The following is a 22,728-nucleotide window of genomic DNA, read 5'->3' as shown; positions in this document are numbered from 1 at the left end:
GGGGAAGTGACCCTGGCCCTGCTGGACAACGTCTGGCATGGCGACACCAGCAATGCAGATGACAGCGTGGCGCTGACCGTGGGGCAGGGCGTACTGACCCTGGTGCAGACCGTGACCGACGCCGATGGCGACCGTGCCAGTGCGGCGGTGGATCTGGGCGCCAACAGCGTGTTCCGCTTTGAGGATGATGGCCCGCGGGCTGGCCTCGCAGAAGACGCGCCGAGCCTGGGGGCGACCGTGGACGAGAGCCTGGTCAGCCTGGGCGGGGTGGGCGGCGACGGGGTGGCCAGTGCCAGCCTGAGTGCGGCCGACGTGCAGGCCCAGTTCAACCCGGCCTTCGGGGCCGACGGGGCAGGCAGCATCGGCTACAGCCTGGCGCTGAGCGGCAGCGACGTGGCAAGCGGCCTCTATGCGGTGGATCCGCTGGCCGCCAACGGCCAGGGGGCGGCGATCCTGCTCAATCAGGTGGGCAACGTCATCACCGGCAGCGCGGGCGGGGTGGATTACTTCACCCTGACCATCAACCCGACCAGCGGGGAAGTGACCCTGGCCCTGCTGGACAACGTCTGGCATGGCGACACCAGCAATGCAGATGACAGCGTGGCGCTGACCGTGGGGCAGGGCGTACTGACCCTGGTGCAGACCGTGACCGACGCCGATGGCGACCGTGCCAGTGCGGCGGTGGATCTGGGCGCTAACAGCGTGTTCCGCTTCGAGGATGATGGCCCGAGCGTGACCATCAATGCGGTGGCGGACGGTGGTATTACCCTGACCACCCAGGATGCGCAGACCATCGGTGCGGCCAGTGACACGGCGACCGGCAGCTTTGCGGCGGCGTTCCTGGCAGCGGCGGTGCCGAACTATGGGGCGGACGGTCCGGGCACCACCACGGTGAGTGGCTACAGCCTGAGTGTGACCGACAGCAACAGCGGGCTGACCAGCAACGGGCTGGCCATCATCCTGACCAAGGTGGGTAACGACATTGTGGGCTCGACCACGGACGGGGAAGTGTTCCGTATCAGTGTGGCGAGCAACGGCACGGTGACGCTGACGCAGTCGGCGGAGTTGGACCATCTGCCGGAGGACGTGGACAACAGCAACGACAACAATCTCATCAGCTTGGACAGTGGCAAGGTGCTGCTGAGTGCGACCGTGACTGTGGTGGATGGCGACAACGACACGGCGACCGGGACGGTGAGTTCGGACCTTGGCGGTAATATCAACTTTGAGGACGATGTGCCGAGTGTAATCAATAATCTCACCGTGCAACTCGATGACGACGCCCTAGCCAACGGTATTCCGGATGGTCCGAATGACGATGACAATGCGGTAAACACTAACGGTATCCTCGCTCATTTCGGGGCTGATGGTGCAGGCAGTATGCAATGGCTGACCACTGGGGCACCGGCTGGGTTTACTTATGAAACTGATCCCACTGGCGCCCTGTTGGTCAAACAGGATGTGATCACAGTGTTGACAGTAACCCTGAACTCGGCTACCGGGGCGTATAGCGTGACGCAGAATGCGCCTATTCAGCATGCAAACGCTGAGCAGGAGAACAACCAGGTGTTTACCTTGAACTACCAAGTGATTGATGGCGATGGCGATACCGCGAGTGGCACGTTGGCTATCAATGTCGATGATGATTCGCCGGTGGCGGAGAACGACACCGCCATTGTTGCTGAGTCCAGTGGTAAGGATTTCAATGTTGCCTTTGTGTTGGATTCCAGCGGTAGTATCAGTAATAGCGAGTTCACTACCATGATGAACGCTGTGAAGGCGGCGGGGCAGGCATTGTTCAACGGTACCGATGGCGATGTGAAAATCACCATAGTGGCGTTTTCTTCGGACTCACTGGCATATGCTCCGGTGACATCGTTTGCTGCGTTCAATGCTTTAGTTGATGACATAATCGCCAATAGACCGTTTAACGGCGACACCGACTTTACCGATGCTATCCAGCAAACCATGGTGTCTTACACCCCAATAGAGGGTTGGAGCAACCAGGTTTTCTTTATCAGTGATGGCAACCCTAATGAGCAAACAGGTACAGGCGGCAACTCGCTGAGCAACACGACGGCAACGGCTTGGAACACCTTTGTCGATAGTAATGCCATCAACGTTACAGCTATTGGTGTGGGGGATGGTATTAACACCACCCGTTTGCAGGATGTCGATCTTGATGGCAGTGGCACCCCGATTCTGGTAACTGACTTTAGTGGCCTGATTAATACTTTGCTTGGTCAGATCTCGGGCAATTTTGTCAGCGGCAATGTTCTGCTTGGTAACAACAACGCAGTAGGTGGCGGCGACGATGATTCATACGGCGCTGATGGTCCGGGGCGGATCATGTCCATCAAGATCGATGGAACGACTTATTTCTGGGATGGAGTCTTGGATGGAGACCAGCAGCTAACTAACATTACGACGGCACTGGGTGGCAAGCTGAGTTTTAATTTCGCCACGGGCATCTGGGGTTACACCTCGCCACAAAGCGTTGCCGCGGATACCAGCGAAAGCTTCGAGTATGTGATCGTTGACAAGGATGGCGATCAAGCGAGCGCTACTCTGACGATCAACATCGAAGATGCTGCCCCGGTGATCGGTAAGGTGGACGAGGACGAGCTGACTGGCGGCATCACCGATGGAGACTCCCAGACGACGACCGTCTCAGGAAGCCTGGTTGAACTATTGATTGGTACGAATAGCGGCCTGTTCAGTCTGGATTCCACACCCAATGTCATGCCATCCCTGACCTCGGACGGAGTGACGGTGACCTACGGCTTCTCTGGGAATACCCTGACAGCGATGGCTGGTGCGGCAACAGTCTTCACCTTGGTGGTGCAGAGCAATGGCTCTTACACCTTTACCCTGCTTGGGCCGCTAGATCATCCGAATGCTAATGGTGATGACAACGAGCTTCTGACGCTGAATCTGACTGGGGCCATTCGCGCTTCCGATGGGGTCAACCCGCTGCCGCTGGCTGGTGATCTGCTAATTCAGGTAGAAGATGATGTACCGACTATCCAAGCCAGCACCAACTTGGTGTACTCCAACAGCAGCAACCCGGGCGGTGGCACAGGTGTTTTCGATTACAGCACTGGTGCGGATAGTCGCGGCACAGGTCCGTTCTCGTCATCCGACTCGGATTTCAATGCCATCGGCCTGACGGGAACCGTTGGTGGCTCGGCCATCACGTCGCAATTGGTCACCTGGGTGTCGGAGAACGCTAGTACGGCCACCTTTGATATTGAGTTCAATTACGCGCCGAATCCGGCCAGTCCAGGAATAACGCAGGAGGCAACCGGTACCCTGACCTTCGACAAGATCAACGGTACTTACACGGTATCACTGGATGAACCGATCGAGGGCTTCAGTGTTCTCAAAACCAGTGCCTCGTTAAGTATCACGGGCTACGCATCTGGTGGCAGTGTGCCGGATAACTCGCAGCCGGATGTGTCTGTGGCCAAGCTGGACAATGATTTTTATGTCCAGTTCAGGGGAGCGGCAGAGCCCGGTGGGGGTACCGGAGCCAACAATCTGCAAACCGGTGGTGCCAACACCAATGTATTTGCTAATGGCGAGTTGTTTACTCAGGCATCTTCTTGGGTCAGCGTCTCGAACTCGGCGAACGGTGTGGGCGGCGATACCATTGGTAAGGGTGAGGTGCTGGACTTGACATTCCACACTACCAATCCGACCGGTACAGTCGTTGCCAACCCAGATGGCAGAGCGGAGGGTATCTTCCTGAAGTTCGACGGTATCAATAGTGAAGACTTGGTGGTGGTGCTGAAACTGATCGGTACCGGTGGCATAACCACCACACGGGCTCTGGTGATCAGCAACAGTGATATCGCTAAATCAAGCAGTAGTGCTGCAACTTTGGCCGCGCTGTTGGCTTACGGCATTACTCTGGATAACAACGATGGAGCCATTGTCATCGAACACAATGACTACAACGGTGTAGGTGAGAACTGGCAGATCTACGGCGCGCAGATCCTGACCAGCGTGGAGGGCATTACCACCACCACAGCGCTGAACTTCAATGCGGCCTTCGGTGATACAGGTGGTTCGAATGCGACTACGGACTTCACTGGCCAGACCGACAGCGACGTGGTGAAAGTCTCCGACATCGGCCTGATCACTTCGGAAAATACCACACTGGATGCCGAGTTGGACTTCCAGGTCGGGGTTAAGGATGCCGATAACGACACCACTTCCAACACCAATCTGCATGTGACCATTGAGGCTGGCACCACCTTCATAGGATCGGCGTTGGCAGATGTGATTCAGGGCGGTGAAGGGAACGACACTCTCTCTGGTTTGGCCGGTGACGATACGCTGATAGGTGGACTGGGAGATGACATTCTGATCGGTGGTCTGGGTAGCGATACCATGACCGGTGGCGCGGGCAGTGATACCTTCAAGTGGATTGCTGGTAATGCAGATGGCAGTACCGACAACATTACCGACTTTACGCTGGGCAGCCCTGCCAGTGGTGGCGACGTGCTGGATCTGTCGGATCTGCTGGTCGGCGTTCCCAGTGGTGGCAGCAACGAGGATTTGGCCACAGTGCTGGACAATTACCTGCAGTTTGATACTACAGCCAACAAGCTGACCATTGATACAAATGGGCTTACCAGTGGTGGTTCACAGTTGACGGTTCAGTTCCAGGGTAGCCTGGATCTGGATCACAGCGGTGGGCTGACGACCAACCACGACATCATCAAGCAGCTGCTGGATGACGGCAACCTCAAGGTTGATCCGTAACCAGTGAACGGGGCCGGGCCATGCCTGGCCCCTGTTTTTTGACTGAGGGGGCGGCTAAGATAGCGGCAGTACAGGAGAGGGTCACCATGCAGTCATTTAATTGGATCGATATCGATGGCATTCGCTATAGCTGGGACGGGCAGGGCAGCATTACCTGTACCGGCCAGTTTGGCTATCACGCCACGATGGCGGGTGATCGGATTGATGCGCTGGATCTGGAGAGCGATGATGGCGAGGTGGCGGGTTCACTGAATGTGGACTTTGCTGCGGCAACCATTTCCTTCACGCCGGCCCAGGGTGAGCAGCCACCTCATATGATGGTGCTGGTTGGCCATGAGCAGGGGGAGCAGGAGTATACGCTGCAAAGTCTGAGCGATATCAGCCTGCAGGATCTGCTCGGTCATTCCGACAACATCGACTGCGCCCCTCTGACGGTGGATACCATGGCAGACCCGGTCCCCCCGCTTGCCGGACACGTTCTGTCGTGGGACTCCTTCCATTTTGATGATGATGTGCTGCTCAGCTCCCGCAGTGCCTCCCCCGTAACGGCTGGCCATCCGGAGCCGGTTGGCAGTGAGATCAGCATCAATATCGACATGACCAATCAGGTACTGGATCAGATCCCGCCGTTGCACGATATATGAATCCCATTCGGCGACGGGCATAATGACCTCACTCCAATAGATTGAGGTCTTTTTTTATGTGGCGTCCCCTTCTTACCCTGTCCGCTCTGGTGGTCAGTGCTCCCCTGTTTGCCATCGAAGTGCCGCAGGCTCCCCATCTGGTGGTAAGCGGCTATGCCGAGCAAAAAGCAGAGCCCGACATGCTGACCCTGAATGTCTCCGTGACAGCGCTGGAGAAGCAGGGCATCAAGGCCAAACAGCAGGTGGATGGCAAGGTCGCCGCCTTCTTTGGTCAGCTCGAAGGGCTGGGCATCAAGCGCACTGACGTTGAGGCGGGCAATCTGGTGATCTCTCCGGAGTATCAGTATCCGCAGAACAAGAAGCCGGAACTGGTGGGTTATCGTGCTCAGCGCCAGCTGGCGGTCAAGCTCTATCAACTCGACAAGCTGAGCGAGCTGATGGACACCGCGCTCAAGGCCGGGCTGGAGTCCGTTTCCCAGATTGAATACGGCCTCAAGGCTCCGCAAGCCATGAAAGAACAGGCTCGCCTCGGTGCGGTTGAGGATGCCAGAAGCAAGGCGGAGTCGCTGGCCAAGGCATTTGGCATGAAGCTCGGCAAGGTTTACAGCGTCGAATATCGCAACAATACCCCCATGCCGATCTACAGCCGGGCCCTCAAGGCTGCCGCCATGTCGCCCGCCGCCGACATGATGGAAAACAGCTATCAACAGCAGCAGATCAGCATTACCGACAACGTGGAAGCCGTCTTCCTGCTGGAATAATCCAGCGGCTTTCGCCCCTTGTCGTCTCCAAGCCCGAGCCCAGTGTCTCGGGCTTGTTGCTTTCAGGGAGAAGCCTTCTTGCTGACAGACTTTGTCGGGATGTGGCGGCCCGCGCTTGAGGCTGACCCTGGCCTTGGGCCATCGGCGTATGGTGTCATCTGCATAGGTGAAGAGGGGGGGCCGATATGGATGTTGGTTCGCGGAGGGAGCGCCGGCTAGAAAAAAGCCGGTCAGTGACCGGCTTTTGAGGGGCGATGAAGTTGATGCCATCAACCCAGGTTGGCCGCGACGCGAGCCTGGCGCTTTTGTTTGAATTGATAGCCGATGGCCAGCACGATGATCCAGACCGGGATGAGCAGTACCGAGATCTGGATGCCCGGGGTCAGATACATGATGACCAGGATGCCGGCCATGAAGGCGAGGCAGAGATAATTGCCGAACGGATACCAGAACGCCTTGAACTTGGGAACCACGCCTTCGGCCTGCTTGCTCTTGCGAAACTTCAGGTGCGCCAGGCTTATCATGGCCCAGTTGATGACCAGGGCGGAGACCACCAGCGCCATCAACAGCTCAAACGCCTTGCCCGGCATCAGGTAGTTGATCAGCACGCACAGCAGGGTTGCCGCCGCGGAGACGGAGATGGCCACCACAGGCACACCGCTCTTGTTGGTCTTGAGCAGGCTGCGCGGGCCGTTGCCCTGCTTGGCCAGACCAAACAGCATGCGGCTGTTGCAGTAGACACAGCTGTTGTAAACCGACAGGGCTGCGGTCAGTACCACCATGTTGAGCACGGTGGCCACCAGATTGCTGTCCAGTGCGTGGAAGATCATGACGAAGGGACTGCCGCCTTCTACCACCTTGCCCCAGGGGTAGAGGGACATCAGCACGGCCAGGGCGCCGATGTAGAAGATGAGGATCCGGTAGATCACCTGATTGGTGGCCTTGGGGATGCTCTTCTCGGGATTGTCGGCCTCGGCGGCCGTGATGCCGACCAGCTCGAGCCCGCCGAACGAGAACATGATCACCGCCATCGCCATCACCAGACCGCTGATGCCGTTGGGGAAGAAGCCGCCCTGAGCCCACAGGTTGCTGACGCTGGCGTCCGGGCCGCCGTTGCCGCTGGCCAGCAGGTAGCCGCCAAAGCCAATCATGCCGATGATGGCCACCACCTTGATGATGGCGAACCAGAACTCCATCTCGCCAAACGCCTTGACGTTGGAGAGGTTGATGGCGTTGATCAGCACGAAGAAGAAGGCTGCCGACATCCAGGTCGGGATCTCGGGCCACCAGTACTGGACATAAATGCCCACCGCAGTCAGCTCGGCCATGCTCACCAGCACGTAGAGCACCCAGTAGTTCCAGCCGGAGGCAAAGCCGGCGAAGTCACCCCAGTATTTGTAGGCGAAGTGGCTGAAGGAGCCGGCTACCGGCTCTTCCACCACCATCTCGCCCAGCTGGCGCATGATCAGGAAGGCGATAAAACCGCCGATGGCATAGCCAAGCAGCACGGAGGGGCCCGCCATCTTGATGGTCTGGGCAATGCCGAGAAACAGGCCGGTGCCGATGGCGCCGCCCAGTGCGATGAGCTGGATATGGCGGTTTTTCAAACCGCGCTTCAGCTCCTCGCCGTTTTGTTGAAGATCCATTCTTCCTTCCTTACGTCTTCTGAAGTCATTCGTCTGTCATCTCGTCCGTCGGGTCACTCCATGTGACCGTGCACGGCAAAGCGTGCCTGAAACGTGACGAAATCCGTATTTATTTCGTTACGGCTGGTCGCTTTCTGTTTTTTATGGCGACTACCAACGGAAGCAGAATAGTGATAATCCATCGCGGATGCACCTGTTTTCCTCATCATTCGCTGGTTTTTTCGGCGAAAAGCAGGTTTTTAGGGAGCGATGAAGCTGGCAGGGAAGTGTTTGGCTGTATTGTGAACAATCGAATGCTGCTCGGTTGACTCTTCTGGTATTTCCTGTTTTATGAAGCCTCCTGTGCAACAAGGATGCGCTTCATGCAACGTATTATTGGCAGTTTGCTGGCCGTCGCGCTGTGGCTGACCGTGTGGCTTTCGCCCCTGCTGCTGACCATGGCGGCGGGATGCCTGCTGGTGTGGGCCGTGCAGGGTGATGACTATCTGGTGATGCACTTGCGGAGTGTCTTGTTGATCGCCGGTGCCATCGGCCTGCTGCCGGCCCTCTGGCTGACCGAGCGGGTACGGCGGCGTCACGGTGTGCTCAACTTCTACGCCATGCTGATGAACAACAGAGAGCTGAACCGCCCGGGCTCCCAATCCCGTTGAGGTTCAGTCCACAAGCGCCGGATACAGATGTATCCGGCGCTTTTTTATGGTTGTTTGCCGTGTCACCAGCTTGCCGGCGCGCGGCTCTCTTCAATAAAGCTGACGGCGCAGGCCGGTGGCCTCGAGGATCTTGGCGCTGATCTCCTCCACCGAGTGGGAGCTGGTGTCGAGGAAGCGGATCGCCTCCTGGCGAAACAGCCGCTCGACGCAGGCCAGCTCCTGTTCGCACTGTTCCAGCGAGGAGTAGCGGCTGTTGGCGCGGCGCTGGTTGCGGATCTCGTGCAGCCGCTGGGGGGCGATGGTGAGGCCGAACAGCTTGTGACGATTGGCTTTGAGGGCGGCCGGCAGATCCAGAACCCCCATGTCCTGCTCGATGAAGGGGTAGTTGGCGGCGCGAATGCCGAACTGCAGCGCCAGATAGAGGCTGGTCGGCGTCTTGCCGCAGCGGGAGACCCCGATCAGGATGATGTCGGCCTCCTCATACTCCTTGGTGGTGATGCCATCGTCGTTGGCCAGCGCGAAGTTGACCGCCTCGATACGGTCGTCATAGAGCTTGCGGTTCTCCATGCCGTGGGTGCGGTGCAGCCTGGGCTCGGCCTTCACCCCGAGCTCGTGCTCCAGCGGGCTGACGAAGGTGTTGAGAAAGTCGTGGCTGCTGGCCTGGGCCTTGAGCACCTCCTCGCGCACCTGATGATCGACGATGGTGTGAAACAGAATGGGGCGAACCCCGGTCTGGCGAAACTGCTCGTCGATGCGCATCCGTACCTGGCGCGCCTTCTCCAGGGTTTCGACAAAGGGGATGGTGATCTGCTCGAAGGCCAGCGGAAACTGGCTCAACACGGCGTGGCCGAACACTTCGGCTGTGATGGCGGTGCCGTCTGAAACATAGAATACGGTGTGCACTGGGGGCTCCTGTGAGGGGGTCGGCGAGCTGGCTGGCAAGAAGTATCTCTCGAAACCATATCGTTTTTGTCAACCGGTCTGCCGTGCCCAAGTTGTGAAGTGGCTTGCAAACCTGAGTCGTTACCTTTTTGTGTTGGCATTGTAGAATGTCTGTGTCATTCGACCATCCCCAAATCTTGCTCGGGGATTTTTTTGACAATAAGTAGAAAACGTTTTCATGGTCGTTGGCAACAGTAGAAACAGACAATAACGCACATAAACTGGCGCACAAGGTGCCATGGCGGCACAGTGCCCACCAACCTGGAGACATGCAAGTGCAACAGTACGTACTCTGGTACGAGCAACTCGGAATGCAGGACGTAGAACGAGTTGGCGGCAAAAATGCATCCCTTGGCGAGATGATCAGCAACCTCTCTGGTGCCGGAGTTTCCGTGCCGGGCGGGTTTGCCACCACCGCCTTTGCGTTTAACGAGTTTCTGGAGTCAAGCGGCCTCAACGGCAAGATCCACGATCTGCTCGACAGCCTGGATGTGGATGATATCGCCGCCCTCAACCGGGCCGGCCAGCAGATCCGCGACTGGGTGATCGATGCCCCGTTCCAGAGCGAGCTGGAGCAGGCGATCCGGGTTGCCTACGACAAGCTCAGCGGCGGGCTTGACGCTTCCTTTGCGGTGCGCTCCTCCGCCACTGCGGAAGACATGCCGGATGCCTCTTTTGCCGGCCAGCAGGAGACCTTCCTCAACGTGCGCGGCATCGACGCCGTCATGATCGCCGTCAAGCATGTGTTTGCTTCACTGTTCAACGATCGCGCCATCTCCTATCGGGTGCATCAGGGCTATGACCACAAGGGTGTCGCCCTGTCGGCCGGGATCCAGCGCATGGTGCGCTCGGATCTCGCCGCCTCCGGCGTCATGTTCACCCTGGATACCGAGTCGGGCTTCAACGACGTGGTGTTCATCACCGGCGCCCAGGGCCTTGGCGAGATGGTGGTGCAGGGGGCGGTCAACCCCGACGAGTTCTACGTGCACAAACCGACCCTCAAGGCAGGACGCCCGGCGGTGGTGCGCAAGACCCTCGGCTCCAAGCTCATCAAGATGACCTATTCCGGCGATGCCAGCCACGGCCGTCAGGTGCAGATCGTCGATACCGATGAGGCCGAGCGCAGCCGCTTCTGCATCACGGATGCCGAGGTGATGGAGCTGGCCAAGCAGGCCCTCATCATCGAGCAGCACTACGGCCGCCCGATGGACATCGAGTGGGCCAAGGACGGGCAGGATGGCAAGCTCTACATCGTGCAGGCTCGCCCGGAAACCGTGCGCAGCCGCCAGGAGGCCAACACCCTCGAGCGCTTCGCCCTCAAGCAAGCGGGCAAGGTGCTGATCGAGGGGCGCGCCATCGGCCACAAGATCGGGGCGGGCCCGGCGCGGGTCATCTCCTCCATCAGCCAGATGGACGAAGTGCAGCCCGGCGACGTGCTGGTCACCGACATGACCGACCCGGACTGGGAGCCCATCATGAAGCGGGCCTCAGCCATCGTCACCAACCGGGGCGGGCGTACCTGTCACGCCGCCATCATTGCCCGCGAACTGGGTATTCCGGCGGTGGTGGGTTGCGGTGATGCCACCAAGCGCATCGAACCAGGCCAGCTCATTACCGTCTCCTGTGCGGAAGGGGACACCGGTTTCATCTACGACGGCGAACTCGACTTTGACGTGGCGGTGACCGAGGTGGGCAACATGCCGCGCCTGCCCATCAAGATCATGATGAACGTCGGCAACCCGGACAGGGCATTCGACTTCGCCCAGCTGCCGAACGCCGGTGTCGGTCTGGCCCGCCTGGAGTTCATCATCAACCGGATGATCGGGGTGCACCCCAAGGCGCTGCTGGAATTCGACCAGCAGAGCCCCGAGCTCAAGGCCACCATCGGCAAGATGATCGCCGGCTACGAGAGCCCGCGCGAGTTCTATGTCGCCAAGCTGACCGAAGGCATCGCCACCCTGGCCGCCGCCTTCTGGCCGGAGCGGGTGATCGTGCGGATGTCGGACTTCAAGTCCAACGAGTACGCCAACCTGGTGGGCGGTCGTGACTACGAGCCTCACGAAGAGAACCCAATGATCGGTTTCCGCGGTGCGTCGCGCTACATCGCCGACAGCTTCCGCCCCTGTTTTGCCCTCGAATGCGAGGCGATCAAGCGGGTGCGCGATGTGATGGGGCTGACCAACGTCGAGGTGATGATCCCCTTCGTGCGCACCGTGGGCGAGGCGGAGCAGGTGATCGACATCCTCGGTGAGAACGGTCTGCGCCGTGGCGAGCGGGGGCTCAAGGTGATCATGATGTGCGAGATCCCGAGCAATGCCCTCCTGGCAGACAAGTTCCTCGAGCACGTGGACGGCTTCTCCATCGGCTCCAACGACATGACCCAGCTCACCCTTGGACTTGACAGGGACTCGGGCCTTATCGCCCACCTGTTCGACGAGCGCAACGAGGCGGTCAAGGCGCTGCTGGCGATGGCCATTGCCGCTGCCCGCAAGGCGGGCAAGTACGTGGGGATCTGCGGCCAGGGGCCGTCCGATCACCCGGACTTCGCCGCCTGGCTGGTCGAGCAGGGCATAGACTCGGTGTCGCTCAACCCGGATACCGTGGTCGATACCTGGCTCTATCTGGCCGAGCAGCACAAGGCGAACTGACGCAGGCTGCACAGCCCCCATCAAAATGGCGCCCACGGGCGCCATTTTTCATGACCGAACCTGACGCAACTGGTCCGATATGGCGGCCAGATGTGCCCAAAATGGCGCGCTGACGCGTGCTTTTACACTCCGTTACATCTGCTCGCTTTGCAACCGCCCCATAATGGTCGCACCAGCCCGCTGCACGGGGTGGCAGACCCGCTATCAGCGGCGGGCCGGGGGATCACGAGCAGTTTCTTGCCAGCACGGAGGCCAGGACGGCAGATGTCACAGAGCGTATCAAACCAGGTGATCAGACGAATGCTGGGCGCCTGCCAGCAGCAGGGGGGCGATCCCGATGCCATTCTGATGGCGGGCGGCCTCACGTCGTTCGACATCGAGCGGGAGCAGGGCCGGCTGCCGGCCCACAGCCACTACCGGATGCTGCAACTGATGCAGCCCTATCTGGCCAGTTTTCACGAGACCATCCTCTCCTACGACATCGGCCAGCTCTACCAGCACTATCCACCCCTCATCAGCCTGTGCCTGAACCAGCCCTCGCCACGGGCGGCGCTCGAGGTGCTGCTGGCCTATCGTCCCATCATCGGCAGTTGTGACGAGCTGCGGGTGCGGCGGGGTGCGCAGGCCAGCCAATACCTGTATGTCAATCAGGGGCCTGCCAGCCTGGGGGCGAGCCAGGCCATCCCCAACTTCATCATGCTCTACCGGATTTTGCGGGTCTATCTGGCGGATCCCCGGGTCTCGGTGGGCTTCACGGGGCGACCGCCACCGCGCCATCAGCTGCTGGATCAATTCTTTGGAACCCGTTGTCGCTGGGAGCAGGGGGAAAACACCCTGACCATCGACAACGCCCAGCTCGACTGCCCCAGCCACTGCTACAACGAACCGCTGGGTCGTCTGCAACTGGCCCAGCTGGCGCAGATCTGCGCCGACATCGCCGAGCGGGCCCCCTTTGCCTATCTGGTGGGGGAGCGGATCCGCCACAAGATCCGGGAAGGGGAGCTGGAGAGCGACGAGAGCCTGCTCAAGGAGGTGTGCGCGGCCATGAATGTCAGCCGCTGGACTTTGAATCGCAAGTTGCAGGGGGAGGGGAGCAGCTTCTCGACCCTGCTGAGGGAGGCGAGGGTGAGCGAAGCCTGTCGCTTGCTGGGCGAGGGGGATCAGCCGCTGCAGAACATCAGCGATCGGGTCGGCTTCTCGTCCCAGAGCGCCTTCAACCGCTTCTTCAAGGCCAACACCCGGATGACGCCGCTGGCCTATCGCAACGCCCGCCAATAAGAACGGGACCGGCGCAAGGCCGGTCCCGTGGTCGGGTCATTGTCGAGCAACTGTCAGGCAAGGCCAGGCTGGGAGCCCGGCCGTGCCTGCCTCTATTAGCGAGTGATTGTGGTGACGCTGGCGGGATCCACTCCGGCCGGCAGTGCCAGTGCCCCTGGCGTGGTGTTGCTCACCACTATCTCCTTGCTCACCGTGAAGCTGACCGGCGTACTGCTGGAGACATCCGACGAGGGGCTGATGTAGGCGCTGTAGCGACCCGGCTCCACGATCCACTGGTTGCTGGCCTCATCGAAGCTGGCGAGGATGCTGGCCGGAATGGTGAAGCTCAGCTGTTCGCTGGCCCCCGGTGCCAGTTGCGCCGTCTTGGCAAAGGCCTTGAGCTCGATGAGCGGTTTCTTCAGCTTGACCTCGGGGGCGGTCACATAGACCTGGGCCGCCTCCTTGCCTGCCACGGCACCCGTGTTGGTGATGGTGGCGGTCAGCACCAGGTTGCCGGCGCTGCCACCCTCCAGGGTATTGCTGGCGATGGCGGGGCTGGTGTAGCTGAAGCTGGTGTAGGAGAGACCGAAGCCGAACGGGTAGGAGACCGCCTGCTCGAAGGTGTTGTAGTAGCGATAGCCCACGTAGATCCCCTCGTTGTAGTAGAGATCGTCCGGTTCGCCATCTCCGTCGGTGTCCTCACCCGGGAAGGTGCCGGCGGAGGGGACGCTGGCGTAACTTTGCGGGAAGCTCTGGGCCAGCTTGCCGCTCGGGTTGACCGCGCCTGAGAGCACATCCGCCACCGCGTGGCCGGTCTCCTGGCCAGCCATGTAGGCCAGCAGGATACCATCCACCTTGTCGCCCCACTGGGCGGTGTCGATGACGCCGTTGACGTTGAGCACCACCACCACCTTCTTGCCCTGGGCGTGGAAGGCGCTGCTCACCGCGTCGATGAGGGCGCGTTCGTCATCGCCGAGCAGATAGTCCCCCTTGCCGCTGCTGCGATCCGCCCCTTCCCCAGCCTGGCGGCCGATGCTGATGACGGCGGCTTGTTGGGTGGCGGCCGCATTGGCGATCAGGGCCACCAGCTCGCCGCTGATCGGCGCCTCGGCGCAGGTGTAGTAGCCCTTGGCGCCAAATTGCCCCTCGTGATAGACCTTGTTGTTCTCGTAAAAATCGCGGTAGTAACTCTGCAACGCCTCGTTGACCGGGAAGCGTGCCGCCAGTCCCTGCGCGATGGTGGTGGTGCTGGCGGCGTTCACATCCCCGCTGCCGGTGCCGCCCTTGTAGGTGTTGATCTGGTTGATGCCAAAACTGGCCAGGGTGCTGCTTGTCGCCAGCGGCAGGGCCGCGGCCTCGTTGCGCAGCAGCACCATGCTCTCGGCGCCGGCCTGACGGGCCAGTTTGGCGTGGGCGGTCAGATCCGGGCTGTTGCTGATGGCCAGCTGGTTGTAGGAGGGGCTCTTCATCACCTGGGTCAGGATGTGGATGGCTGCCTCGTTCACCTTGGCCTCGTCGAGATCGCTGTGCTCGATGGATTGCTGCAACTGCTCCTTGACGTTGCCCGGCTCGATCAAATCCTGTCCCGCCAGCACCTGCTTGTAGGCGTTGTTGGCCACATCGCCAGCAAACCAGTCGGACATCACCAGGCCGTCGAACTTCCATTCGCCGCGCAGCAGGTCGGTCACCGCATCCTTGCGTTCGTTGACATAGGTGCCGTTGACCTTGTTGTAGGAGGTCATCACCGCCCAGGGCTGGGCCTCGTCCACCGCTATCTGGAAGCCGCGCAGATAGATCTCTCGGAAGGTTCTCGGTTCGCCGATGTCGTTGATCTGGTTGCGGTTGGTCTCTGAGTTGTTGCCGAAGTAGTGCTTGATGGTGGTGCCCACCCCGTTGCTCTCCACCCCGTTGACCATGGCAGCGCCGATTTTGCCGGTGAGCAGAGGGTCTTCCGAGTAGTACTCGAAGTTGCGGCCATTGAGCGGGTTGCGCTGGATGTTCATGCCCGGGGCCAGCAGGATGTCGACCCCGTACTGGCGCACCTCGTCCCCCATGGCTTCGCCGACGGCCTTGACCAGCTTGACGTCCCAGCTGGAGGCGAGCAGCGAGCCGATGGGCCAGGCGGTGGCGTAGTAGCTGGCGCTGTCACCGTCGCGGTTGGCGTTGATCCGCACCCCGGCCGGCCCGTCGGCCAGTTTAAGGGCCGGAATGTCGATGCCGTCTGCGCTGCGCAGCACGCCGTTGATGTAACCCGCCACGCCGGGCACGTCCTGTTTGACGTTGATGGCGCCGTTGGCACTGCCGTAACCGGGGCCGGAGAGCAGGTCCAGCTTCTCGCTCAGGGTCAGCCTGGCCACCATGGCCTCGGCCTGGCCGCGGTAATAGGCATCGTCCTTGATCAGGGGATCCGAGTCATTCTGGTTGCAACCGACCAGCAGGCCGGCCAGCGCCAGGCTGACACCCAGTGAAACCGCTTTCAATTTTGTGGTGATAGACATGAAGACGTCCTCGTAACTGTCTGAATAAAAATAAAAAGGAGATATCGACACCGGGCGCAAGGCATCCGCCCGGGCTGGGCCGCTCTGCTGGCGGCTGCCATTGGATATCGCAAGGAAGACCGAACGGGCCCGTGGGCCGGCGTTTGGCTGCAGGCAGGTTAACAAGCCGGGCGATGGCCGCCTTGCCCCGGGGGAGCGAGAAATGTGCCGGCGGGAGCAAGGGGACAGAGTTGTGAGCAAGGTCGCATCGAAAGGCGGTGCCAAAGCAAGGGTGGAAGGTGGCAAGAGGGGAAAGGGGCAGGGGAGATGGGAAAAAGGGGTGGCCTGATGGCCAATGACGCTGGCCGCGGGCAACACGCGAGGGGGCCACTGGCCCCCTCGAAGATCAGCTGATATGCCCGGACAATGGCCCGGAGCGGTTTACTTGGGCCGTTTGAGGGCCCCGGCGAGTTCAATCTGTACCTTGACCCCCTCCTGCTTGAGCGCCGTGGCGACGGCGTTCAGATCGGTGCCCGGCTTGGCCTCCAGCAGGGCGATGCCGCCGCTGCTCTGCTTGAAGCGCAGGCCGTGCCGGCTGGCCAGCGCGCTGGCCTGGTTGTCATCGGCCTCCACCAGCAGGGTGCCGCTGGCGGTGAGTTCCGGGCTGGCCACCCCTTGCAGCAGCACGTCGCCGCTGCGCAGGGTTTGCCGGGGCGCCTTGCCGTCTGCGCTGCGGGCGACCCGCTGCTTGCTGCCGTTGTCCGGGGTGAGGTAGGTCTGACCGTTCACCTCTATGGTGCGGTACTGCTTGCCGTCGATCACCACCGATTCATCGGCGGCGTGCACGCCGGCCGAAGCCAGAAAGCCGGCCAGGGCCAGGCCGAGTAAGCTGTGTTTCATCTTGTGACTCCTTGTGATCATGAGCGGGCGGCATCGTGGCCGATAACCCGCAGGGACCAGTTGAGCAGTTGACCCGGCTGGCTGTTGTTGCGCTCGGTCAGGGTGCTGCGGCGGTTGGTGTTGAGGTCAACCAGCGTCAGCTGGCGGCTGCTGTTGGAGACGTCGGTCACCTCCAGTCGCCACTCGCCCTGAGCCGCTTCGCCATAGAACTTGTGGGAGAGCATGCGCATGTCGCGCAGCCCCTTGGTGCGCACATAACCCAGCTGCTGCCGGTCGAGGGATTGCCCCACCAGGCTGTTGTTGGGGTTGAGCAGCACGCTGCGGGTACCGGAGGGGGAGACCAGCTCGATCAGCAGGTCGGGCAGGCGCTGATGATCCAGGCTCACCGTGACCTGGACCGCTTCCACGGTCAAGGCCTGCGCCACCTGGGTGCTGGAGCGGGTGGCACTGCTGCCCACATCCGCGATGCTCCCTTCACTGCGCGGCACAGTCACCTTCTGAGCCGGCAACTGCACCAGCGGTGGCAGCGGGGTGTGGTTGGCGGCGGCGGTCAGGGTCTTGTTCACGTCGATGAGACCAAAGCCATAGGTGGGGCTGTACCAGAGGCCGGCGGCGTTGCGCTCCCACCCTTCCAGGCCGGTGACCTGGCGGGGTTGACCGTTGGCGGCGGTATAGCTGACCCGGACCGGTTGCTGGCCGGCATCGATGCGGGTGGCGTTGCGGGCCAGCAGATCGCGCAGATCCCGCACCGACAGGTCCGGGTAGGCGGACATCAGCAGGGCCATGGCGCCCGAGGTGTTGGGGGTGGCCGACGAGGTGCCGTTCATCACGCCGTTGTAGTCACAGGTGGCATCCAGCTGCGGGTTGTTGTGCAGCCGGTTGGTGCTGGGATCGTCGGTGCGGTTGTAGCCCATGTCGCAGCCGGGCAGATCCGTGGTCACCATGGCCGGCGCATCGGTACCGTACTCCCCGCCGGGGGCACTCAGGAAGACGTTGCTGCCGACGCTGGAGTAGGAGGAACGTACTCCATCGGCGTTGATGGCGCTCACCACCAGGTTCCAGAAGTTGCTGTTGGAGGGGTCTATGTTGCTGTTCTCGAACGGCAGCTTGGGCAGGACGCCGGTGCGGCTGAACATGTAGTCACCCGCGGCGATGCGGTTGAAGCCGTTGCCTGCCGCCTTGATGTAGGCCGCGCCCTGTGCCTGCTGGGTCTGCTGCTCGAACAGGCGATCGAGCTGTACCTGATCCAGCCCGCTGGCGCTTTGCGGATCCACCAGGCTCATGCCGTAGCTCTGGTTGAAGACCCGGTTGTCGGCGGTGGCGGGGCTGCCGCCCAGCGCATAGAGCCAGTCTTTCTGCAGCTGCTTGCTGCGCTCGTCCAGCAGGTTGAACCCCTGCAGCTGGACGCGGGGCGCCACCCCCAGGGTGCCAATGCGGTTGTCGACCGCCCCGATCAGGCCGGAGACCGAGGTGCCGTGGGCACTGTCTGGATCGGTCGGGGTGGGGTCGCTGCTGCCGGTCACCACGTTCTTCGAGCCGGGGCGTACGTTGTCGGCCAGGTCCGGGTGGGCGATGGCCAGGCCGTCATCCACCACGGCCACGTTGATGCCCTGACCCTGCACGCCGGTACGGTGTGCCCACCAGAGGTTGAGGTCGTTGCCTGCCACGCCGCCGCGGGGGCTGAAGGCATTCTGGCCGCTGTTGAGCAGGTGCCACTGCTGATCCTGCAGCGGGTTGATGCCGGGCAGGCAGCGCGCTGCGCTGCTGCGGCCGGTATCGAGGCCGGCTTCCTTGCCGGTCAATGGGGTGCAACTCTCACTCGCCTGAACTGAAGCGATGGGCAGGGCCGAGAGCAGGGCCGAGATTGCCAACGCTAACGATGTTTTTCTCATTCATAAACTCCATCTTATATCGCACCGTCCTGGGTGCGACTGGCATCTATACATGGGAAGAACAGAGTCAAAAAGCACTCATTTTCATTCTGAGATAAGGCTCAAAGAAATCTCACAACAAATAATCGACAGACCATGTGGGGGTTCCTGTGAATCCTTTTCTGTGCTGTATTGAGAACTTTTCTCAGTTTGGCGCTATTGATATTTATCTTTTTATATCAATCAATTAGTAACCATTTGTTAACGTCTGACGGGCCGTTACCGGTGTGAGAGAGGCGGGGCGGATCTGCGCAGGATGGGGGGAATCTTCGCGCTGGCGGGAGCGCCGCTGCGATGAAAGCAGGGGAGGCTATTTGATCAGCGCCAGCAATATGGTACGAAACGCCGGATGGCTGGCAGGAGAGCTATTTGATTAACGCCAGAATGGATCGAAAGGCCGGATGGCGGCAATCGCCCAGCAGCTCGTAGAGGCACATCTCCACCGAGGTGAGTTCGGCCCCGTGCGCCGCCAGCTTGTGGATGGCGAGCTCCCGGTTGGCGGTGCTGCGCGATGACACCGTATCCACCACCAGCGACACCTGGCTGCCCGCCTCCAGCAATCCCAACACCGTCTGGTAGACGCAGATATGGGCCTCTATGCCGCACACCAGCCAGTGGCTGACGCCCTGGCGGGCGAGGGCGTCGGCCAGTACCGGCTCCCCCAGCGCGCCGAAGCTGTGCTTGGCCAGCACCAGATCGCCTGCCTGCATCAGCTGCAGCTCGGGCACTGTGGCCCCAAGCTTGTCCGAGTTCTGCTCCAGCCAGACAACCGGCAGGCCCAGCAGTCTGGCCCCCGCCACCAGCCTGGCGGTGTTGGCGATGAGGGCATCGCTCCCCTCGACCAGACGGGCCAGTTTGCCCTGAATATCGACGACCAGCAGGCCGGTGTTCGTGGTGGTCAGCATGGATACTCTCCCGGATCAGAGTGAGACAGTGGCGCCGAGTGGGCGGGCGAGGGAGGCGCGCGACTGGTTCCACAGATAGATGAGGGTCAGCGCGATGACGGTACCGATCGGAAAGGCGAACAACTGCAGGGCGACGAAGCACCAGAAGACCACCTTGAAGGCCGTCACCTGTTCGGTGAGCCCGCGATAAGCCACATAGTTGAAGGCGAGCACAAACAGGGCGATGGCGGTTGCCAGGCCAAGGCTGAGACTCTGCGACGGTGCCATGTCAGCCGGGTGGAGCGGGCTGACCATGACGACGGCCCAGGCAACGAAGGCGATCATGGCCAGGGAGAACAGAGTGGCAAGGATAAAGATGGCCTTGGCGAGCAGATGTTGTTTGGGGGTCATGAATACTCCTTGAATAGGGTGTGGTCGTGCTCCCTGCTGGTGGGTTAGCGAACTCTCCATGTCGTTCGCGACTGACAAGGTGACGTATAAAATATGAGTCACGGCACTGTGTCGATAAGGCATAAACCTACCGGCAGGGCCGGAGCAGGTCAAAAATAAAGTAATTCAAATTGTAAATGTTGTGACAGTTAAACGATGGGCCGCCAGTTGAAGCACTCAATATCAGCCCGCTAACAAGAGGTTGTTCATTAACCAAAGCGGCGATTAAACGCTTCTTTGCTAATTTTTCTTTCCATCTGTGAATTGCATTTAGGGCAAAGAGTCTGCTTCTTTCCACTGATGGTCCATTTATAATATGTCTTTTTTATAGACTGGCCACAGATACTGCAAGATGATGGCTTTCCAAAAATGGCACCTATCACGACAAAAATAATTAATGCAACTAACCACTCCATTTATTGGCTCCTCAATCAGCTTGAAAGCTGGTTTTGGCGTTCAAAATTGCAGCGTGGTGCAGATCAATCTTCTCATTTATATAACAGTCGGTAGACTTGACCAGGTCTCTGATAAATCTGATTACTTTTTCCAGCTCGTCCCGTTTTATAAGATGGGGAACCGGTACACCCGTGCTGATAGGCTTTGAACGATGCGCAGCTTCACCACGTTTTTTAATCCATTGATTGAGTGTTGAGCGCGCTTTATCTGGCTCATAGTTCGACCAGCGCCACCCCTCTGTGACATCAAACCCAAGATAATCCATAAATATTTTTTTCGTTTTATCTGAGGTTGGATTATGAAATGACTTTAAATCTGTATGCAGTTTCTTCAGGATAAAATCACCCAAGTAACTGCCCTGTACTATGGCTAGCTTTTTATGCATTTCCTCAATCAACCGATCTTCCACATAGGTTTCCCAAGCAGTAAGCGCCATTACCAGTCCCGCGCGTTTTAACACTTCACTGCTGGGTGGTGGGGGATTGGCATTGATGCCGTCGAAATGAGCTAGCAGCTCTTCGGCATCTTTAATTGAATACTCAAATCCTTGAATCGCTTTTGACATATTCCTTGTCCCTATTTATAACCTTATCTTCTGGTTAAGCTATTTAGGTCTGCTCAATATCGACATTTATGATAATTAAATATGTGCCACCGCCTCTATATTATTCCCATCCGGGTCAAGCAAAAATGCAGCGTAATAATCAGGGGAATAGTGAACGCGAGGTCCCGGTTTTCCGTTACAGCGAAAGCCCGCTTGAATACCTGCCAAGTGAAAAGCATCGACTTGTGCTGATGTCGTGGCGCTGAAGGCAAGATGGCAGGGCGTATGTCGGTCGAATTTCTCGATCAAAAAGCTCACCTTGTCACGACCGATCAGACCAAAACCGGCAGCGGCGTCATCTGCCCACTTGAGTTCCATGTGCAGTGGGCGGAGCACGGTTTGGTAGAAGCGCTTGCAGTCGTCAAAATGCATTGTCTTGATTTCAACGTGATCGATCACGGCAACTCCTTGGCTGGCTGAATAAAACTATCTCCTCTGTTAACTGCGAGCATGAGGGTCTGGTGTTCACATCGCCGCTACCGTGCCTGAATGACGCTGTCAGCACGCGCCTTCTTCCACAGGGTGAGCCTGACAAAGCGAACCTGGCACCCTGACGCAAAATGGTACCGAATGACCACAATAAGTCACTTGAGGCCGGCTTGGGGAGGGGGTCAAGTAATAACTGTGTGGTTTATCAAAGATTTCTTGTTTGGGTACCCAGCAAGGTTGAAAGCCGGGGTTAGCAAGCATCCGGCAAACCTTGCCCGGTTTTGTTGCTTGGCGAAGAGAAACGGCTCTGTTATGGTGTGTTTAATTAGCCGTTTGGATGGCTAGATGGTTGTGGTGATTCAAGCACGACTCTGCCATCGCGCCAGCCGTTGAGATCTTTACAGGGAGTTTTTATGCAGCGTCGTTTCTTCTTTACCCTTTCCGCCCTGGCCCTGCTGGCCGGTACTCTGCCATTGGCCGCGCTGGCCGCCGATCCGGCCAAACAGGCGATCGTCATCGGCACCACGGTAGGGGATTTTGCCGACATGGTGACCGACTCCATCAAGCCCCAGCTCGAAGCCAAGGGTTATCAGGTCAAACTGGTGGAGTTCACCGACTACGTGACCCCCAATATCGCGCTGGCCGACGGCTCGCTCGATGTGAACTGCTTCCAGCACAAGCCCTATCTGGAGAGCTTTGCCAAGGATCGGGGGCTGTCGCTCGCCCCCATTACCCAGGTACCGACCGGCCCCATGGGGCTCTATGCCGGCAAGCTGGGAGATCTGAAGGCGGTGCAGGAGGGGAGCACGGTGGCCATACCGAACGACCCCACCAATCAGGCGCGGGCGCTGCTAATGTTGCAGGATCTGGGCTGGCTGACCCTCAAGGAGGGGATCAACCCGCTCAAGGCGAGCGAGTTCGACGTGGTGCAAAACCCGCACAACCTCAAGCTGGTGCTGCTGGAGGCGGCCCAGCTGCCCCGCTCGCGCGAAGACGTGGACTTCTCGGTCATCAACGGCAATTTTGCCGCCTCAAGCGGCATTCCCTTCAGTTCCGGGTTGTTCCTTGAGCGCAGCTACGACTTCATCAACTGGGTGGTGGTAAAAAGTGCCGATGCGGACAAGCCCTTCGCCAAAGATGTGGCAGAGGCCTACAACTCGGCCGCCTTCAAGGCCTATGCCGCCAAGCGCTTCGTCGGCTACAAGTACCCGCAAGGGTGGCAGGGCGCGAGCGCCAGCAACTGAGCCACCACGGCAGAGAGCAGAGAACAAAAACGGGC

Annotated in this window: 17 protein-coding genes; 7 read left to right on the top strand and 10 right to left on the bottom strand. The window is 59.7% G+C overall.

The genetic code is table 11. From position 1 onward, the window contains the following. Positions 1-6 precede the first annotated feature (6 nt). From ACB033_RS10425 to ACB033_RS10415, 3 genes are all read left to right on the top strand, one after another. Positions 7-4,770 (top strand): DUF5801 repeats-in-toxin domain-containing protein, encoded by a 4,764-nt coding sequence (locus tag ACB033_RS10425; RefSeq protein WP_371140505.1) that lies wholly within the window; start codon positions 7-9, stop codon positions 4,768-4,770. Positions 4,771-4,856: 86 nt separating this feature from the next. Then, positions 4,857-5,414 (top strand): hypothetical protein, encoded by a 558-nt coding sequence (locus ACB033_RS10420; RefSeq protein WP_139432383.1) that lies wholly within the window; start codon positions 4,857-4,859, stop codon positions 5,412-5,414. 56 nt (positions 5,415-5,470) lie between these two features. Beyond that, positions 5,471-6,175, top strand: a complete 705-nt coding sequence (locus tag ACB033_RS10415) for an SIMPL domain-containing protein (protein ID WP_024943450.1) — start codon at positions 5,471-5,473, stop codon at positions 6,173-6,175. A gap of 269 nt (positions 6,176-6,444) precedes the next feature. Here the strand turns inward: ACB033_RS10415 and ACB033_RS10410 are convergent, their stop codons facing one another. Then, a complete protein-coding gene (locus tag ACB033_RS10410) occupies positions 6,445-7,821 on the bottom strand; it encodes an amino acid permease (protein ID WP_010633582.1) in 1,377 nt (458 codons plus the stop codon). A gap of 362 nt (positions 7,822-8,183) precedes the next feature. On the opposite strand from ACB033_RS10410, the gene ACB033_RS10405 reads away from it, so the two are divergent. Then, positions 8,184-8,471, top strand: coding sequence for a hypothetical protein (locus ACB033_RS10405; protein WP_054544562.1), 288 nt, complete (start codon positions 8,184-8,186; stop codon positions 8,469-8,471). A 90-nt stretch (positions 8,472-8,561) separates the two neighbouring features. Here ACB033_RS10405 and ACB033_RS10400 read toward each other — a convergent pair whose 3' ends face one another. Continuing rightward, positions 8,562-9,374 carry a pyruvate, water dikinase regulatory protein gene (locus ACB033_RS10400; RefSeq protein ID WP_005302533.1) on the bottom strand — a complete coding sequence of 271 codons (813 nt, stop codon included), beginning with the start codon at positions 9,372-9,374 and terminating at the stop codon, positions 8,562-8,564. A 308-nt stretch (positions 9,375-9,682) separates the two neighbouring features. Between ACB033_RS10400 and ppsA the strand changes: the two genes are divergently transcribed. Together ppsA and ACB033_RS10390 are read left to right on the top strand one after the other, a co-directional pair. After that, positions 9,683-12,061, top strand: coding sequence for a phosphoenolpyruvate synthase (ppsA, locus tag ACB033_RS10395; RefSeq protein WP_162519819.1), 2,379 nt, complete (start codon positions 9,683-9,685; stop codon positions 12,059-12,061). Positions 12,062-12,361: 300 nt separating this feature from the next. Then, a complete protein-coding gene (locus ACB033_RS10390; protein ID WP_139724799.1) occupies positions 12,362-13,339 on the top strand; it encodes an AraC family transcriptional regulator in 978 nt (325 codons plus the stop codon). A 95-nt stretch (positions 13,340-13,434) separates the two neighbouring features. On the opposite strand, the gene ACB033_RS10385 is transcribed toward ACB033_RS10390, so the two are convergent. From ACB033_RS10385 to ACB033_RS10350, 8 genes are all read right to left on the bottom strand, one after another. Continuing rightward, positions 13,435-15,816, bottom strand: a complete 2,382-nt coding sequence (locus ACB033_RS10385) for a glycoside hydrolase family 3 protein (RefSeq protein WP_162519820.1) — start codon at positions 15,814-15,816, stop codon at positions 13,435-13,437. 420 nt (positions 15,817-16,236) lie between these two features. Further along, a complete protein-coding gene (locus ACB033_RS10380) occupies positions 16,237-16,695 on the bottom strand; it encodes a hypothetical protein (RefSeq protein ID WP_139724576.1) in 459 nt (152 codons plus the stop codon). A gap of 17 nt (positions 16,696-16,712) precedes the next feature. Continuing rightward, on the bottom strand, positions 16,713-18,587 hold the full coding sequence (locus tag ACB033_RS10375; protein WP_139724578.1) for a S8 family serine peptidase: 1,875 nt from the start codon (positions 18,585-18,587) through the stop codon (positions 16,713-16,715). Between the two features lie 404 nt (positions 18,588-18,991). Further along, positions 18,992-19,531, bottom strand: coding sequence for an isochorismatase family protein (locus ACB033_RS10370; protein WP_371140504.1), 540 nt, complete (start codon positions 19,529-19,531; stop codon positions 18,992-18,994). 15 nt (positions 19,532-19,546) lie between these two features. Continuing rightward, the gene (locus ACB033_RS10365) at positions 19,547-19,921 is read right to left on the bottom strand and encodes a hypothetical protein (protein ID WP_005302519.1); all 375 of its coding nucleotides are present in this window, start codon (positions 19,919-19,921) and stop codon (positions 19,547-19,549) included. A gap of 248 nt (positions 19,922-20,169) precedes the next feature. Beyond that, on the bottom strand, positions 20,170-20,376 hold the full coding sequence (locus tag ACB033_RS10360) for a hypothetical protein (protein WP_081013134.1): 207 nt from the start codon (positions 20,374-20,376) through the stop codon (positions 20,170-20,172). A gap of 11 nt (positions 20,377-20,387) precedes the next feature. Further along, a complete protein-coding gene (locus ACB033_RS10355) occupies positions 20,388-20,981 on the bottom strand; it encodes a HEPN domain-containing protein (RefSeq protein WP_065017950.1) in 594 nt (197 codons plus the stop codon). Positions 20,982-21,056: 75 nt separating this feature from the next. Next, complete coding sequence (locus ACB033_RS10350) at positions 21,057-21,419, bottom strand: VOC family protein (protein WP_139724582.1); 363 nt, start codon at positions 21,417-21,419, stop codon at positions 21,057-21,059. A gap of 443 nt (positions 21,420-21,862) precedes the next feature. Between ACB033_RS10350 and ACB033_RS10345 the strand changes: the two genes are divergently transcribed. After that, a complete protein-coding gene (locus ACB033_RS10345; RefSeq protein ID WP_139724584.1) occupies positions 21,863-22,693 on the top strand; it encodes a MetQ/NlpA family ABC transporter substrate-binding protein in 831 nt (276 codons plus the stop codon). Positions 22,694-22,728: the final 35 nt, after the last annotated feature.

The organism is Aeromonas sp. S15(2024), from assembly GCF_041402265.1.
Taxonomy (GTDB): Bacteria; Pseudomonadota; Gammaproteobacteria; order Enterobacterales; family Aeromonadaceae; genus Aeromonas; species Aeromonas dhakensis.
Note: the sequence above shows the minus strand (reverse complement) of the source record. Positions and strands in the feature narration are given on the sequence as shown.